Origin of the sequence: Nonomuraea sp. NPDC049486 (assembly GCF_040676925.1) — a bacterium.
GTDB lineage: Bacteria > Actinomycetota > Actinomycetes > Streptosporangiales > Streptosporangiaceae > Nonomuraea > Nonomuraea ferruginea.
This window is the reverse complement of the sequence record NZ_JBFAPV010000008.1, coordinates 254,319-269,697: the sequence shown is the minus strand read 5'-3', so window position 1 is coordinate 269,697 and position 15,379 is coordinate 254,319. Positions and strand designations below refer to the sequence as shown.

Here is a 15,379-nt window from a genome sequence, read left to right as displayed (position 1 = left end):
ACCGCCCGAGAAGATGTATCAGCAGCTCAACGGGGTTTTTCCAGCCGTTATCAACGCTCAGAAATCTCTCGTGTAATGTCCGCGCCGAGAGCTCGCATTCGGGGCGCGAGATGTGCGTGACCGCGATCGATGAGGTATCCGGAGTCGATGACGGTCTCGCCATTGGCGGCCAGTCCGGCGAGCACCAGCGCTATACCCGAACGCAGATCGTGAGCGGTTACGCCGGCTCCGGTGAGCGGGGTCGCGCCGCGCACGATCGCCCGGCTGCCGTCGACCTCCACGTTGGCGCCCATCTTGTTGAGCTCGCCCGCCAGCGCGAAGCGGCCGTCGAAGATGCGCTCGTGGATGTAGCTGGTGCCGCCGGCCAGCGCGGCCACCGTCATCATCGGCGACTGGAGGTCGGTGGCGAAGCCGGGATAGGTGTCGGTGATGATGTTGATCGGCCGCAGCGGCCCGTCGCACCGCACCTGCAGCACCGCGCCCTGGCGGGCGAAGTCGACGCCCATCTGCTCCAGCTTGTAGCGCACCACCCCCAGGTCGAGGCCGGTGCCGACGAGGCTCACCTCGCCCTGCGTGATGGCCGCGGCCATGGCGAACACGCCCGCGTCGAGCCGGTCGGGCATCACCGTGTGCTCGACGGCGTGCAGCTCCTCGACGCCCTCGACGGTGATGAAGCCGGTGCCGCCGCCGCTGATCCGCGCGCCCATCTTGGTGAGCATGTCGATCACGTCGAGGACCTCGGGCTCCAGCGCCGCGTTCTCGATGACCGTGGTGCCCTTGGCCAGGGCGGCGGCCATGATGAGGTTCTCGGTGCCGGTGTGGGAGGGGGTGTCGAGGTAGAGGGTGGCGCCGGTCAGCCCGGACGCCTTGACGTGGATCACCGTCTCGCCCTCGTCGACCACCGCGCCCAGGCGCTTGTAGCCCAGGTAGTGGAAGTCGAGGTTGCGGCTGCCGAGGTTGCAGCCGCCGACGCCTTCCACGATCGCCTCGCCCAGCCGGTGGAGCAGGGCGGGGGTGAAGAGCACCGAGCCGCGGAACCGGCGGGCGATCTCGGCGGGCAGCACCGGGCTGGTCAGCCGGGAGGCGTCGATGACGAGCGTGCGCTCGGACTCGTGCAGCTCGACGTACGCGCCCACGGCCTCGGCCAGCTCGACGGCGCGGCGCACGTCCTCGATGATCGGTACGTTGCGCAGGACGGTGCGGCCTTCGGCCGTGAGCAGAGCCGCACCGATCATCGGCAGCACGGCGTTCTTGGCGCCCTGGATGAAAGCGGTTCCACGCAGGGGGTTGCCACCGCGCACGCGGTAACGGACCATTCGGGCGGCTCCTTGAGAGTTCAGCGTGAGGCTAGGCCCGGCCAACAGTAGCCGGTAACACCACTTGACCCGGCCGAATCATCCTGTAAAGGCAACCCCGGTGATGCGCTCATACGCTTCTCGGTATCGATCGCGGGTGCGCTCGACCACGACATCGGGCAGCCGCGGTGGTGGAGTTCCGGAATCTTTGTCCCATCCCGATTCCGGCGAAGTAAGCCAATCACGGACATATTGCTTGTCATAGGACGGTTGCGACCGGCCCGGCTTCCACTGGTCGGCCGGCCAGAACCGCGACGAGTCGGGCGTCAGCACCTCGTCGCCCAGCGTCAGCACGCCGTCGGCGTCGTAGCCCAGCTCGATCTTGGTGTCGGCGACGATGATGCCGCGCTCGCGGGCGATCTCCGCCCCCCGCGCGTAGACCGCGAGCGTGATGCGGCGCAGCTCCGCCGCGGTCTCCTCGCCCACCTCCGCGACCACCCGCTCGTACGGGATCGGCTCGTCGTGCTGACCCGCGGGCGCCTTCGTGGACGGCGTGAAGATCGGCTCGGGCAGCCGCGACCCGTCTTCGAGGCCCGGCGGCAGCGGGATGCCCGACACCGCGCCGGTGGCGCGGTATTCGCCCAGCCCGCCACCCGTCAGGTAGCCCCTGGCCACGCACTCGATCTGCACCATCTTCAGCGGCTTCACCAGCACGCTGCGCGTGTCGGGCCCCGCGGACACCACATGGTTGGGCACCACGTCACGCAACTGGTCGAACCACCACAGCGACAGCTGGGTGAGGATGGCGCCCTTGCCGGGGATCTCGGACTCCAGCACGTGGTCGAAGGCCGAGATCCGGTCGGAGGCCACCATCAGCAGCGTCCCCTCGCCGGTCTCGTAGAGGTCGCGGACCTTGCCGGAGTGGAGGTGTCTCATCCGGCGATGTCCGTCCGGTAGTGGGCGCCGCGCATGCGGATCCGCTCGACCAGCTCGTAGGCGTTGCGGCGGGCGGTCTCCTGGTCGGGGCCCGTGCCGACGACGTTGAGCACCCGGCCGCCCGCCGAGACCAGCTCGCCGTCCTTCAGCGCCGTGCCGGCGTGGATCACGTACGCGTCGTCCGTCGGCTCCAGCCCGGTGATCGCGTCGCCCTTGACCGGGGCGGCCGGATAGCCCTCGGCCGCGAGGACCACGGTCACCGCCGCGCCCGGCCTGAACACCGGGTCGAGCCCCAGCTCGCCGGTCGCGCACGCCATCAGCAGCCCGCCCAGCGGCGTCTCCAGCCGGTCGAGCAGGACCTGCGTCTCCGGGTCGCCGAACCGGGCGTTGAACTCCACCACCTTCGGGCCCTTGGCGGTCAGCGCCAGCCCCACGTAGAGCACCCCCTGGTAGGGCAGCCCGCGCCGGCCCAGCTCCGCGATCGTCGGGTGCACGACCTCGCGCATCACCTGCTCGGTGAGCCCTTCGGGGAGCCACGGCAGCGGCGTGTAGGCGCCCATGCCGCCCGTGTTGGGGCCCGCGTCGCCGTCGTAGGCGCGCTTGAAGTCCTGGGCCGGCTGGAACGGCACCGCCGTGCTCCCGTCGCAGAGCGCGAAGAGCGACACCTCGGGCCCGTCGAGGAACTCCTCGATCACCACCCGCCCGCACGCCCGCCCGTGGCGCAGCGCCTCCTCCAGGTCGCCGGTGACCACGACGCCCTTGCCGGCGGCCAGGCCGTCGTCCTTGACCACGTACGGGGCGCCGAACTCGGCGCACGCCGCCGCGGCCTCGTCGGGGTTGTCGCACACCCGCGCCTCGGCCGTCGGCACCCCGGCGGCCAGCATGACCTCCTTGGCGAAGGCCTTGGAGCCCTCGATCATCGCCGCCTGCCTGGACGGGCCGAAGCAGGCGATGCCGGCCTCCCGCACGGCGTCGGCGACCCCGGCGACCAGCGGCGCCTCCGGGCCCACGACCACCAGATCCACGCCCAGCCGCTTCGCCAGCCCGGCGACCGCCTCCGGGGCGACGGGATCGACGGCGTGCAGCTCGGCGACTTGCCCGATGCCCGGGTTGCCGGGCGCGCAGTGCACCTCGGTGACCTGCGGATCCAGCCTGAGCGAACGGCAGAGGGCGTGCTCCCGCCCTCCGGAACCAATAACGAGTACGCGCACCCGCCCATTCTCGCAGCCCCGGCGCCCCGCGCCCCCCTCAGCCCCTCGGGGCTGGATTGGAAGGCTGCGGCGGGGGCAGAAGCAAGCTGCCGGGACATGCCAGAAGGGTCCCGGCTTCTTCGGCAGCTTCTACCGGATCCGGCGGCCGTCAGGCTAGTACAGTCAGGTGCGTTCCCCGCCCCGTGGTAAATTGGGGCGGCTTTATGGCTTCTCGTGTGATTGGAGGTGGTCCGGGATGAATCCTGGTGATCCCAGCAGTACGTGCTCGTTCACGTACATCTCGAATACCCCCGACCACTCCAATCCGGCAGCCTGATCGTGCCTCCACGCATTCCCGCTTTTAAGAGGTGATGTCGCATCACGCGCGTGGAGCGTGCCAGGTCGGGCGGAAAGGGACTGCCATGCGCTCGTCCACGCTTTTCCGTCGCATCAACCGTCACCCCGTTCAGCGGCACCAGCCGCGTCCGCGCCTCCAGACCGTGACCGAGGCGTGCGTGCCACCTGTCGACTCCATCGTGGAGTACGCCGCGTACATCGAGGGCGAGAAGACCCGGGCCGCGGGCATCGTCGAGTCATTGGAGCTGGTCCGCCGGCACAACAGGATCACCGAGGGCGCCAAGGCGTTCGTCTGGGTGGGCCTGCACGAGCCGGCGGCGCCGGAGGTCGAGTGGCTGGCCGAGGTCTTCGGGCTGCACCCGCTCGCCGTCGAGGACGCCGTCAAGGCGCACCAGCGCCCCAAGGTCGAGCGCTACGGCGACTCGATGTTCATGGTGCTGAAGACGATCGCGTACCTCGACAGCGCCGAGCCCGCCGGTGAGATCATCGCCACCGGCGAGATCATGATCTTCCTGGGCCCCGACTTCGTGGTCACCGTGCGCCACGGCGAGCACTGCCCGCTGACGGAGGTGCGCGAGCGCATCGAGGACGGTCCCGACCTGCTGGCCCGCGGCCCGGCCGGGGTGCTGCACGCGATCGCCGACCACGTCGTCGACCGCTACCTCCAGGTCGCCGACCTCATGCAGCTGGAGCTGGAGGACGTCGAGGCCACGGTGTTCGCCGACGTCAGCTCCCGCGACATCAACCGGATCTACCAGCTCAAGCGCGAGATGCTCGACCTGAAGCGGGCGGTCACCCCGCTGCAGGCGCCGCTGGCCGCGCTGCCGCAGCGCCGGGTGATCCCCTCCGACATGCGCGAATACTTCCGCGACGTCGGCGACCACCTGGCGCGGGTGTGCGAGCAGGTGGAGTCGTCCAACGAGCTGTGCAGCTCGATCCTGCAGGCCGCGCTGGCCCGCTCGAACGCGCTGGCCAACGAGGACATGCGCAAGATCTCGTCCTGGGTGGCCATCCTGGCGGTGCCGACGATGATCGCCGGGATCTACGGCATGAACTTCGACTTCATGCCCGAGACCCGCCAGGTGTGGGGCTATCCCGCGGTGCTGGCCGTGATGGTCACGGTGTGCGTGCTGCTGCACCGCGGCTTCCGCCGCAACGGCTGGCTCTAGTCAGACGCCGACCGGCTTGAGCGGCCCGACCGGCTCGGGCAGCTCAAGCCTGCGCTCCCGCCACAGCTCGCGCATCCGGTCGGGATAGTCGGTGACGATCCCGGAGACGCCGAGGTCGAGCATGCGGGCGCCGAGCGCGGTGTCGTTGACGGTCCAGACGGCGACGTCGAGCCCCGCCGCGGCGGCCTGGGCCATGAGCCGCTCGTCGACCATCACGTGCTCGGGCGAGAGCGTGGTGGCGCCGGCGGCGCGGGCGGCGGCGGGGACGTCGTCGCCGAGCGGGCCGTTCCAGCCGAGGGTGTCGAGCTCGACCAGCGCGAAGCGCCGGACGTCGGGCGCCAGCTCGGCCACCCGCGAGATGATCCGCCAGTCGAAGCTCAGGATCGCCGCGTTGTGCAGCCTGCCGTGCCGGTCGAGCTCGTCGAGCACCAGCTCGGCGAACTCCTCGGGGGCGGCCGACAGCGCGGGCCGCGTCGGGTCGGACTTCAGCTCGATGTGCAGCCGTACGCCCGCCGCCTGGTAGGCGTTGACCAGCCCGAGCACGGCCCCGAGCGTGGGCATGCGGGTCTCGGGCATCGCCACCTGGGTCAGCGCGAACGGGTCCTGCGGATGGCGCGGGAAGCGCACCCCCACGTCGAGGGTGCGGAGCTGCGCGAGGGTGAGCGAGTTGATCGGTTTTCCGACGTACGGGAAAGCCGGGTCGTCCGGCGTGACCGGTCGCGTGTCGGCGCTCGTGACGGCGGAGACCGTCAGGTCGTGCGTGAGCACGAGCCGGCGATCGGCGGTGAGCGCGACGTCGAGCTCCAGAGCGTGCACCCCGAGCTCCATCGTCCGGCTCATTCCGGGCAGCGTGTTCTCGGGCCAGAGGCCCCTCGCCCCCCGATGACCATGTATCTCAACGCGCACACCGGGACCCTATCTGGCGCGGGCCGTGTTCAGGCAGTGCCACGCCCGACCGGAGCTACGGCCGGCCGAATTCCCAGGTGTGGACGGCCTGGTCCTCGTCATCGGCCGGTCTGTCGTCCTCGCCGGTGGCCGTCCACAGCCCCTGGCAGCCCCGCTCGCGGGCCAGCCGGGCGAGCGCGGTGACCAGTGACCGGCCGATGCCGCGGCCGCGGAAGCGGTCGTCCACGGAGAGCTCGTACAGGAACATCTCGGTGCCCTTGCCGGGGTGCGTCATCTCCACCCCGGTCACCATCCCCGCGGGGAACCCGTCCACGTAGGCGACGAGGAGATGGCAGCCCTCGTCCGCGAACCTCTGGGGAGCCGCGTCGAAGAGGTGACCGGCCTCCTCGACGGCCTCGGACCGGGTGACGCGACGGATGTCCATGGGAGGAGGTTAAGCAGGCGTTACCCCACTGTGCACCCAGTTTTTTGGCAAAAAATACAACAATATTGCAATAAGCTGAGCAACTATGACCAAGGCTCTCGAATCCACCCGGCTCGACACCGTACGGGCCTGGGTGGACGGGTGGACGGTCTCGCGCGGCACCCCGCCGCCCGTGACCGAGCCCTGGGGGCTGCGGGTGGACACCGGCCTGCCCGGCCACGTCGCCCGCCACGTCGTCCCCGACCCGACGCCCGCCCTCATCCAGCGGCTGACGTCCGCGATCAAGGTGCCAGGCACCTGGCTGAAGCTCTGCGCCCCGGCCGAGCTGATCGCCCCCTGGCTGCCTCCGGGCTGGGCCATCGACCCGCCCGAGTATCTGATGACCGGCACGCTCACCCGCGAGCACGCGGCGGCGCCGCCCGGCTACACGCTGGCCGTGACCACCCGGGCCGGCGTCACCGTCGCCCGCCTGCTGACCGACGCGGGCGAGATAGCGGCCCGCGGCCAGCTCGCCACGGCCGGCTGGGCGGCCGTGGTGGACCGGGTCGAGACCGCCGAGAACCACCGCCGCCGCGGCCTGGGCGTCGTCGTCATGAAGACGCTCGCCGCCACCGCCGTCTCCCGGGGCGCCACCACAGGTGTCCTGGTGGCCACCCCGGAGGGCAGGAAGCTCTACGAGAGCCTCGGCTGGCGGCTCCGCTCACCCATGACGGCGGCGGTCTTCACCGGCTGACCGCTGGTCAGACCAGGGAACGGATCACCAGGGTCTGGTCGCGGCCCGGGCCCACGCCGATCGCGGAGATGGGCGCGCCGCTCATCTCCTCCAGCGCGCGCACGTACGCCTGGGCGTTCGGCGGCAGGTCCTCGAACGTCTTGGCGCCCGTGATGTCCTCCTGCCAGCCCGGCAGCTCCTCGTAGATCGGCTTGGCGTGGTGGAACTCCGTCTGCGTCATCGGGATCTCGTCGTGCCGCGTCCCGTCGACGTCGTACGCCACGCACACCGGGATCCGCTCCAGGCCGGACAGCACGTCCAGCTTGGTGAGGAAGAAGTCCGTGACGCCGTTGATCCGGGTGGCGTAGCGGGCGATCACCGCGTCGAACCAGCCACAGCGCCGGTTCCTGCCGGTCGTGACGCCGTACTCGCCGCCCGTCCGGCGCAGCCACTCGCCCATCTCGTCCTCCAGCTCCGTCGGGAACGGACCGGAGCCGACACGGGTGGTGTAGGCCTTGAGGATGCCGATCACCTTCGTGAGCCGGTTCGGCGGGATGCCCGCGCCGGCGCAGGCGCCGCCCGAGGTGGGCGAGGAGGAGGTGACGAACGGGTAGGTGCCGTGGTCGATGTCGAGGAGCGTGCCCTGACCGCCCTCCAGCAGCACGAACTTGTCCTCGTCCAGCGCCTTGCTCAGCACCAGGGAGGTATCGGCGATGTGCGGCTTGAGCCGCTCGGCGTAGCCGAGATACTCCTCGACGACCGCGTCGGCCTCGATGCCGCGCCGGTTGTAGACCTTGGTGAGCACCTGGTTCTTCTCGCCCAGCGCAACCTCGATCTTCTTGGCCAGGATGCCGGGGTCGAGCAGGTCCTGCACCCGCACCCCGACCCGGTAGATCTTGTCGCCGTAGGCCGGGCCGATGCCGCGGCCGGTCGTACCGATCTTGGCCTTGCCCAGGTAGCGCTCGGTCACCTTGTCGAGCGCCTTGTGGTGAGGCATGATCAGGTGCGCGTTGGCCGAGATGAGCAGCCGCTCGGCGGAGATGCCCCGCTTGGCCAGGCCGTCGATCTCGCCCAGCAGCACCCCTGGGTCGATCACGACACCGTTGCCGATCACCGGCACCACGTGTGGCGACAGGATGCCCGTGGGCAGCAGGTGCAGCGCGTATTTCTGGTCGCCGATGACCACGGTGTGGCCCGCGTTGTTGCCACCCTGATAACGGACGACGTAGTCGACGTCGCCACCGAGCAGGTCGGTGGCCTTGCCCTTGCCCTCATCGCCCCATTGGGCACCCACGAGAACGGCAGCCGGCATGGTGAAGTCTCCCGAACACAAAACGAAACCCCTGGCGCAAGCGCGACAGGGGCTCTTGCGTGGAGAGACTACCCGAGTGGGGCTTATCGTCCCAAGAGCTACCCCTTGGTCAGCGCGTCATAGCCGCTCTCGCTGCTGTCCTTGAGGAACTGCAGGCACCGTTCGGCCTCGTCCTTCTCGCCGATCGCCTGGGCGGCCCGGCTCAGCGCGTACAGGCAGCGCAGGAACCCGCGGTTGGGCTCGTGCTCCCATGGGATCGGCCCATGCCCCTTCCACCCGCTGCGGCGCAGATGATCGAGCCCGCGGTGGTAGCCGGTGCGGGCGAAGGCGTAGGAGGTGACGGCGTGGCCCTGGGCGAAGTACTCCTCCGCGAGCGCCGCCCAGGCCGCCGGGTAGGCGGGGAAACGGGCGGCCACGTCGGAGGCCTTGACGCCGGAATCGAGGGCCTCCCTGGCCTCGGGCGTGTCCGGCAGCTGCGTCGGGGGCGGCCCGGCGAGAAGGTTATCCATAGGACAAGTCATACCCGCCGGGCCGTCTTCGTGGCTAGGAGAGCTTCGTCCCACTGCTCTTGAGGTGCTCGCACGCCTCGGTGACGCGGGCGGCCATGCCCGTCTCGGCCGACTTGCCCCACGAACGCGGGTCGTACGTCTTCTTCTGGCCGACGTCGCCGTCGACCTTCAGCACGCCGTCGTAGTTGCGGAACATGTGGTCGGCCACCGGCCGGGTGAAGGCGTACTGGGTGTCGGTGTCGACGTTCATCTTGACGACCCCGTACGAGATCGCCTCGTGGATCTCCTCCAGCGCCGAGCCGGAGCCGCCGTGGAAGACCAGGTCGAACGGCTTCTCCTTGCCGAACTTGCCGCCCACCGCCTCCTGGATCTCCTTCAGCACGCTCGGCCGCAGCTTGACGTGGCCCGGCTTGTAGACCCCGTGGACGTTGCCGAACGTGGCGGCGAGCATGTAGCGGCCCTGCTCGCCCAGGCCGACGGCCTCCGCCGTGGCCAGCGCGTCACCGGTCGTGGTGTAGAGCTTCTCGTTCATCTCGCCGACGACGCCGTCCTCCTCGCCGCCGACGACGCCGATCTCCATCTCCATGATGATCCGGGCGCGGGCGCACTTGTCGAGGAGCTCCTTGGCGATCTCCAGGTTCTCCTCCAGCGGCACGGCCGAGCCGTCCCACATGTGGGACTGGAACAGCGGGTCGAGACCCTTCGACACCCGCTCCAGCGAGATGTCGACGAGCGGGCGCATGAAACCGTCGAGCTTGTTCTTGGGGCAGTGGTCGGTGTGCAGCGCCACCGTGACGGGATACTTCGCGGCCACCACCCGGGCGTACTCGGCGAGCGCCGTCGCACCGGTCACCATGTCCTTGACCGTCGGACCGGACAGGTATTCGGCGCCGCCCGTGGACACCTGGATGATGCCGTCGCTCTCCGCTTCGGCGAAGCCGCGAAGAGCGGCGTTCAGCGTCTGGGAAGAGGTCACGTTGATCGCCGGATAGGCGAACCCGCCTGCCTTCGCTCGATCGAGCATCTCCGCATAGACCTCAGGAGTCGCGATGGGCATGAGTCATCTCCCTAGAAGTAACGGCTTCGCGCTGTTCAGCATAATCCGGCATGGAACCCCGCGGGCGTTCACGTCCGGGAGGAAACGGCAGCTTGGGAGGGCGGCTGCGCCGCCGCCTGCAGGCCAAGCAGACCACATCGGCTAAGCGGTTGCTGAAGCGGCTGAACCGTCGAAGCCATGGACGGTGAGGAGCCGCAAGCTCGGTCGTTCACGGCCGAGAAGCTGACCGTCCCGGTCTCGGTGTCGGCCGTCGGCATTCGAAACACATCGGGAAAGCCGTCTTACCATTGGATAGTCTCGGCGCGTGGGACGCCACAGGTCAGATCCGATGGGCCTCGCCCGACTGGCGCTCGCCGTCCTGGCGGCAGCGGCCCTCGTGGTGCTGCTGGTCATCGGCGGGCGGGCGTTGTTCGACTCGCTCGACACAGAGGACGCCGCGCCCGAGCGGACGTCCGCCACGCCCACGGTCACCGCTCCGGTGCCGACCGTGCGCATCGAGTGCGTGGCCGCCACCTGCCCGCTCGTCACCGTACGGGTCCCCGGCGGCGACGTGCTGCAGCACCGAGAGATGACCGAGGGCGAGGAGGTCAGCTACTTCGAGCCCGAGCTGGACGTGGTGATCTCCGACGCCGGCACCGTCCGCGTCACCGAGAACGGCACCCTCCGGCCGCGGGGCGAGCAGGGGGAGCGGGAGGCGTTCACAGTCGGAGGTCCGCCAGAGTGAAGGCGGAACGGTAGTCGAGGCCCTCCTCGGCCATCCTGGCCGCGGCGCCCCGGTCGACGATCGTGGCCACCGCGACCACCTCGGCGCCCTCCTCGCGCAGCGCCTCCACCGCCGTCAGCGGGGACGAGCCGGTCGTCGAGGTGTCCTCGACCACGAGGACCCGGCGGCCCTTCACCTCGGGGCCCTCGATCCGGCGCTGCATCCCGTGGGCCTTCTGCGCCTTGCGCACCACGAACGCGTCCAGCGAACGCCCGCGCGCCGCCGCGGCGTGCAGCATGGCCGTCGCCACCGGGTCGGCGCCCAGCGTGAGCCCGCCCACCGCGTCGTAGTCGAGGTCGGCCGTCAGGTCGAGGAGCACGCCGCCGACCAGCGGGGCCGCCGCGGCGTCGAGCGTGATGCGGCGCAGGTCGAGGTAGAAGTCGGCCTCCTGCCCTGAGGAGAGCACCACCCGGCCGTGCACGACGGCCTTCTTCTCGATCTCGGCCAGCAGTCTGTCACGGTCGCTCATGGGTTCAGCTTAGAGCCGGTCCTCGACGGCAAAGAGACGCGCTCGGTTTAGCCATGGGCGTGAGTGCGGAATGACTGCACGGGCAACGGTTCGTAACCGCGAGGTCACCATGAGTGTGGAAACACCGCAGAGCGACGCATACCTGCTGCATGCCGTCAGAGGGGGTGATGCCACCGCGTACGGGCAGCTCTACGAGCGTCACGTGGCCGCCGCGCGCGCCCTGGCCGGGCAGCTCGTGTACGGCGAGGCGGAGGTCGAGGACGTCGTCGCCGAGTCGTTCACCAGGGTGCTCGACCACGTGGGCCGTGGCGGCGGGCCGGCGTCGGCCTTCCGCACCTACCTGCTGATCGTGGTCCGGCGCACCGTCCACGACCGCACCCGCGTGACGGGCGAGATCGAGCTGTCCGACACCGCCATGCCCGCCGACCCGGCGTCGGCCCGCCTGGAGGGGTCGCTGATCGCCCAGGCCTACCTGTCGCTGACGGAGCGGTGGCGGGCGGTGCTGTGGCACACCGAGGTGGAGAACGCCCGGTCCGCCGACGTGGCGCCGCTGCTCGGGCTGTCGGCCAACGGGGTCTCGGCGCTGGCCTACCGGGCTCGTGAGGGGCTGCGGCAGGCGTACCTGCAGCTCTACCTGACGGGGTCGCCGCCGCCCGAGTGCAAGGCGGTGATCGGCAAGCTGGGCGCGTACGTGCGCGGCGGGCTGACCCGGCGCGACTCGCGGTCGGTCGACGAGCACGTGCGCGACTGCCCCAACTGTCACACCGTCCTGCGGGAGCTCACCGACGTCAACCGGGGGCTGCGCACGGTCATCGGGCCCCTGGTGCTGGGCGACGTGGCCGCCGGCTATCTGGAGGCTCTGTCCCGGCCCGCCCCCGCTCCCCGGCGGACGCTGGGCCGGATGCGGCGGACGCACGTCGCGGTGGCGGGCGGGGCGGCCACGGTGATGGCGGTGGCGGCGGCCTTCGCCGTGGTGTCGGGCCAGGACGTGGGAGCCCGCCCCGACGCCCACCCCCGCTCCGCCGCCGACCAGTACGACCACGTCGGCCCGTACGGCGAGAACCTCTCCCATACGGGTGCGGGCGGTACGGGCGGTTCGGGTTCGGACGGCTCCACTGGGGGTGGCTCGGGCTCAGACGGCTCCGGCGGCGACAGGTCAGGCGCGGACGGCCCAGGCTCGGATGGCTCGGGTGAAGACGGATCCGGCCCAGGCGGCTCCGACGCGAACGGCTCTGGTGCGCAAGCGCGGTCCTCCAGCGGTACGGGTTCCCAAGGCTCGAAGTCCGCCGGCCCGTCGGACGCGGCCCCCCAGGACACGAGCACGCAAGGCTCGGGGACCCCAGCCGCCGCCTCGCCGTCGGACTCCAAGGCCTCGGGCTTGCACGGCGAGGCAGGCACCGCTGACCGGCCGTCAGCGATGGGCCCGCACGGCCCGTCCCGCGCAGGCGTCCCCTCGGGCCGCCCACCCGCCCTCGTCCCACCCCACGACCCCGACGGGAACCACACAGGCTCCCCGCCCGACCATGCCAGCGGGGACCGCACCGGTGCCTCCCCCGGCGAGGCGAGCCGCGACCGTACGGGCCCGCCTGACCGAGAGCACGCGGGTTCCTCGTCCAGCGGGGCCAGCGCCGACCGCGACGGTTCCGCACCCGGCCGACCTGCTCGGGAGCGTGCCGGTTCCTCGTCCGGCAAGCCTGACCGGGATCGCGGTGATTCCTCGTCCGACCGGAGAAGGGAGCGCGGTGGTTTCTCACCCGGTGGGCCTGATCGAGGGCGTGCCGGTTCCTCGTCCGGTGACCCGGGAGAGGACCGCGTTGGTTCCTCGTCACGCATGCCTGACCGGGATCGCGGTGGTTCCTCGTCCCGTGACCCGAGAAGGGATCGCGCCGGGTCCTCGTCACGCACGCCTGATCGGGAGCGTGCCGGCTCCTCGCCTGGTGAGGCCAGAAGGGATCGCGGTGGTTCCTCGTCCGGTCGGGATCGCGATGGCTCCTCGTCCGGTGAGCCGAGGAGGGACCGCGCCCGGTCCTCCTCGGACGAGGCTGGAGGGGAACGCGCCAGCCGTCCGGAGCGCGAGCGGGTGGGGGCGTCCAGTGAGCGCAGGACGGCCCGCCTGCGCGCCTCCGTAGCGGCGATGGGCTCCCTGGTACGGGGCGAGGACGGCATCGTGGCCATGCGCGTCCGCAACATCGGCAATGCGCCGACCCGGGACATCTACGCCGCCATCGAGCTGCCTCCGGGCGTCACCCTCGTCCCCCAGACGAGCCCGATCGCGGAAACCCCATGGACCGTCCCGGGAAAGCCCGGCGCGGTCCAGTGGGTGGCGGCGGAAAGGCATGCCGCCTCCCGGCTCCCTCAGAGCGCGACAGACACGGCCACCGAAGGATGGGACACCTCCGAGGTATCGCCCCGTGATGACGGCACGCTCACCCCAGGAAACGCCATCCCTATGCATACGCGCGGGGTAGCCGCCGACCTGGGCGCAGTGGGCTGGGGTGTTCTCCTCCCCGCCGCACTGCACGAACTTCCACCGGAGACGGCCGGTTCTCCGGCGGGTGGATTCGTGGGTGCGCACGAGGACACCGCGGATCGTGAGGGCATCGACGTGGGTGGAGGCGTCCTACCACCCGCTGCCCGTGAGCCTTCACAGGAGGGGGCCGGTTCGCTGGGACGGCTGTGGGGGAGTGCCACCGGGGCTGGGGACCAGGCGGCGGTTCAGTGGGGGGACAAGGCGGAGACCCAGGGCCGGGCAGCGGTTCAGTGGAAGGTGGACAAAGCGGAGACCGAGGACCGGGCAGCCGTTCAGTGGGTGGTGGACGAGGCGGAGACCCAGGACCGGGCGGCGGTCCAGTGGGTGGTGGGCAAAGCGAAGACCGAGGACCGGGCGACGGTCCAGTGGGGGGACAAAGCGGAGACCCACGGCCGGGCAGCGGTTCAGTGGGTGGGGGATGTCAGGGAAGGGCGGGCCGGTGGGTGGGCGTGCCGGGCCGTCAGAGGTGGGGTGCGGTGTGCCAGGGCGCCGTTGGCGGCGGGGAAGGTCGCGTCGGTGTTCCTGCGGGTGCGGGTGGCGCGGGACGCTCCGGAGGGGGAGGGGCCCAGGCTGCGGGTGGAGGCGGGCGCGCTCAGGCTGAGCGCGCGGGCGCCGGTGGGGGTGTGGGAAGGGGGAGCGCCGGCCAGGTTCGCCGCCGACGGGAAGGTGACGGTCAGGGCGGTGGGGAACGGGTTGCTGACGTGCCCGGACAAGCGTCAGGGGTGCGCGGAGCGGCCCGGGGGTGAGCACCGCGACGGCGACCTGGAGCCGCTCGACCTCGACAGGTCCCGGAAAACGAAAGCTTCCAGCGCCGCCCGGCTCGACCTGCCCCTGGGCGGCCGGATCCTCTGGGCGGGGCTCTATTGGTCGGCCACCGCCGAGGGCGCAGGGCCGATCAAGCTGAAGCCGCCCGGCCGGGGCCGCTACGTGACCGTACGGCCCAGCCGGGTCGCCTGGCAGAAACTGCCCCACGGCCCCGCCTACCAGGCGTACGCCGACGTCACAGGGCTGGCGGCGAGCGCAGCCAAGAACGGCGAGTGGTGGGCGGCGGACCCGCCGATGGGCGCGCGGGGCCACGCCGGCTGGAGCCTCGTGGTCATCACCACCGACCCGGCCGCCCCGTACGGCAACGCGGTCGTCCTCGACGACACCCGGATCGTCGGCGGCGACAGCCCGGCGCTGCGGCTGCCACTCGGCGGACTGGAGCCCGCCGGCGCCCCCGCCCGGGTGGAACTGGTCGCCTGGGCAGGCGACGCGGGCCTACGCGGCGACCGGCTATCGCCGGGCAACGGCCGGGTCACGCCGGAGCGCGGCAACCGCGACGCGGGCAGCGGCTCGGCCGGCACGCCGGAGGGCGGCGACCGCGATGCGGGCGACGGCCCGGTCACGCCGGAAGGCGGCAGCCGCGATGCGGGCGACGGCCGGGTCATGCCGGAGGTCCGCGACCGTGACGCGGGCAACGCCTCGGTCGGCACGACGTTCGGTGTCGATGTCGACACGGTGAGCCACGCCCTCGGGCACCGTCCCAGCTTGACGATCATGGGGAAGGAGGGCGTGGTGCTGTTCGGGGTCGTTGCGGTGAGCGTTCGTGCGCGACCGTGACGGTGACCAGGACAAACTGGTACGGTTCGCCTAACGGGTCTGGCTTAACGCCGGTCGAGGGGCGAATCGTCGGGATTCACCCTCGCGCGATCACCCGCTTTCATTACCCTGGGACAGGGCCGCCGAGTCCGGCTCTGACGGTGCAGAG

13 protein-coding genes are annotated in these 15,379 nt (G+C 71.1%); 4 read left to right on the top strand and 9 right to left on the bottom strand.

The features are described 5' to 3' along the window. Positions 1–50: 50 nt before the first annotated feature. The 3 genes from murA to purD all read right to left on the bottom strand — a co-directional run bounded on the left by murA (position 51) and on the right by purD (position 3,442). Positions 51–1,316, bottom strand: coding sequence for a UDP-N-acetylglucosamine 1-carboxyvinyltransferase (murA, locus tag AB0K05_RS24320; protein WP_148036222.1), 1,266 nt, complete (start codon positions 1,314–1,316; stop codon positions 51–53). Between the two features lie 78 nt (positions 1,317–1,394). Then, entirely contained in the window at positions 1,395–2,231 is an 837-nt protein-coding gene (locus AB0K05_RS24315; protein ID WP_148036223.1) for a phosphoribosylaminoimidazolesuccinocarboxamide synthase, read from the bottom strand. Beyond that, positions 2,228–3,442, bottom strand: a complete 1,215-nt coding sequence (purD, locus tag AB0K05_RS24310; protein ID WP_364231817.1) for a phosphoribosylamine--glycine ligase — start codon at positions 3,440–3,442, stop codon at positions 2,228–2,230. The genes AB0K05_RS24315 and purD overlap by 4 nt, the downstream gene beginning before the upstream one ends. A gap of 494 nt (positions 3,443–3,936) precedes the next feature. On the opposite strand from purD, the gene corA reads away from it, so the two are divergent. Beyond that, positions 3,937–4,947, top strand: a complete 1,011-nt coding sequence (corA, locus tag AB0K05_RS24305) for a magnesium/cobalt transporter CorA (protein WP_261809017.1) — start codon at positions 3,937–3,939, stop codon at positions 4,945–4,947. Here corA and AB0K05_RS24300 read toward each other — a convergent pair whose 3' ends face one another. Together AB0K05_RS24300 and AB0K05_RS24295 are read right to left on the bottom strand one after the other, a co-directional pair. Then, entirely contained in the window at positions 4,948–5,853 is a 906-nt protein-coding gene (locus AB0K05_RS24300) for a glycerophosphodiester phosphodiesterase family protein (RefSeq protein ID WP_364231814.1), read from the bottom strand. A gap of 55 nt (positions 5,854–5,908) precedes the next feature. Continuing rightward, positions 5,909–6,277 (bottom strand): GNAT family N-acetyltransferase, encoded by a 369-nt coding sequence (locus AB0K05_RS24295; RefSeq protein WP_271278352.1) that lies wholly within the window; start codon positions 6,275–6,277, stop codon positions 5,909–5,911. A gap of 85 nt (positions 6,278–6,362) precedes the next feature. Between AB0K05_RS24295 and AB0K05_RS24290 the strand changes: the two genes are divergently transcribed. Next, on the top strand, positions 6,363–7,010 hold the full coding sequence (locus AB0K05_RS24290) for a GNAT family N-acetyltransferase (protein WP_271278351.1): 648 nt from the start codon (positions 6,363–6,365) through the stop codon (positions 7,008–7,010). 7 nt (positions 7,011–7,017) lie between these two features. On the opposite strand, the gene AB0K05_RS24285 is transcribed toward AB0K05_RS24290, so the two are convergent. The 3 genes from AB0K05_RS24285 to fbaA form a co-directional block, all read right to left on the bottom strand. Beyond that, positions 7,018–8,301, bottom strand: coding sequence for an adenylosuccinate synthase (locus AB0K05_RS24285; protein ID WP_148036228.1), 1,284 nt, complete (start codon positions 8,299–8,301; stop codon positions 7,018–7,020). A 98-nt stretch (positions 8,302–8,399) separates the two neighbouring features. Then, positions 8,400–8,810 carry a DUF3151 domain-containing protein gene (locus tag AB0K05_RS24280; RefSeq protein ID WP_148036229.1) on the bottom strand — a complete coding sequence of 137 codons (411 nt, stop codon included), beginning with the start codon at positions 8,808–8,810 and terminating at the stop codon, positions 8,400–8,402. 34 nt (positions 8,811–8,844) lie between these two features. Next, the gene (gene fbaA / locus AB0K05_RS24275; protein WP_148036230.1) at positions 8,845–9,867 is read right to left on the bottom strand and encodes a class II fructose-bisphosphate aldolase; all 1,023 of its coding nucleotides are present in this window, start codon (positions 9,865–9,867) and stop codon (positions 8,845–8,847) included. 328 nt (positions 9,868–10,195) lie between these two features. On the opposite strand from fbaA, the gene AB0K05_RS24270 reads away from it, so the two are divergent. Further along, positions 10,196–10,591 (top strand): hypothetical protein, encoded by a 396-nt coding sequence (locus tag AB0K05_RS24270; protein WP_148036231.1) that lies wholly within the window; start codon positions 10,196–10,198, stop codon positions 10,589–10,591. On the opposite strand, the gene pyrE is transcribed toward AB0K05_RS24270, so the two are convergent. Then, positions 10,566–11,099: an orotate phosphoribosyltransferase gene (gene pyrE / locus AB0K05_RS24265; protein ID WP_271278350.1), complete on the bottom strand. Its 534-nt coding sequence runs from the start codon at positions 11,097–11,099 to the stop codon at positions 10,566–10,568. The genes AB0K05_RS24270 and pyrE overlap by 26 nt on opposite strands. A gap of 109 nt (positions 11,100–11,208) precedes the next feature. On the opposite strand from pyrE, the gene AB0K05_RS24260 reads away from it, so the two are divergent. Then, the gene (locus AB0K05_RS24260; RefSeq protein WP_364231807.1) at positions 11,209–15,231 is read left to right on the top strand and encodes a zf-HC2 domain-containing protein; all 4,023 of its coding nucleotides are present in this window, start codon (positions 11,209–11,211) and stop codon (positions 15,229–15,231) included. The last annotated feature ends 148 nt before the right edge of the window (positions 15,232–15,379 follow it).

What these genes read in the sequence shown, in the direction of transcription:
- murA (WP_148036222.1), bottom strand. Translation starts at nt 1,316, where the DNA reads ATGGTCCGTTACCGCGTGCGCGGTGGCAACCCCCTGCGTGGAACCGCT.
- AB0K05_RS24315 (WP_148036223.1), bottom strand. Translation starts at nt 2,231, where the DNA reads ATGAGACACCTCCACTCCGGCAAGGTCCGCGACCTCTACGAGACCGGC.
- AB0K05_RS24295 (WP_271278352.1), bottom strand. Translation starts at nt 6,277, where the DNA reads ATGGACATCCGTCGCGTCACCCGGTCCGAGGCCGTCGAGGAGGCCGGT.
- AB0K05_RS24290 (WP_271278351.1), top strand. Translation starts at nt 6,363, where the DNA reads ATGACCAAGGCTCTCGAATCCACCCGGCTCGACACCGTACGGGCCTGG.
- AB0K05_RS24285 (WP_148036228.1), bottom strand. Translation starts at nt 8,301, where the DNA reads ATGCCGGCTGCCGTTCTCGTGGGTGCCCAATGGGGCGATGAGGGCAAG.
- AB0K05_RS24280 (WP_148036229.1), bottom strand. Translation starts at nt 8,810, where the DNA reads ATGGATAACCTTCTCGCCGGGCCGCCCCCGACGCAGCTGCCGGACACG.
- fbaA (WP_148036230.1), bottom strand. Translation starts at nt 9,867, where the DNA reads ATGCCCATCGCGACTCCTGAGGTCTATGCGGAGATGCTCGATCGAGCG.
- AB0K05_RS24270 (WP_148036231.1), top strand. Translation starts at nt 10,196, where the DNA reads ATGGGCCTCGCCCGACTGGCGCTCGCCGTCCTGGCGGCAGCGGCCCTC.
- pyrE (WP_271278350.1), bottom strand. Translation starts at nt 11,099, where the DNA reads ATGAGCGACCGTGACAGACTGCTGGCCGAGATCGAGAAGAAGGCCGTC.
- AB0K05_RS24260 (WP_364231807.1), top strand. Translation starts at nt 11,209, where the DNA reads ATGAGTGTGGAAACACCGCAGAGCGACGCATACCTGCTGCATGCCGTC.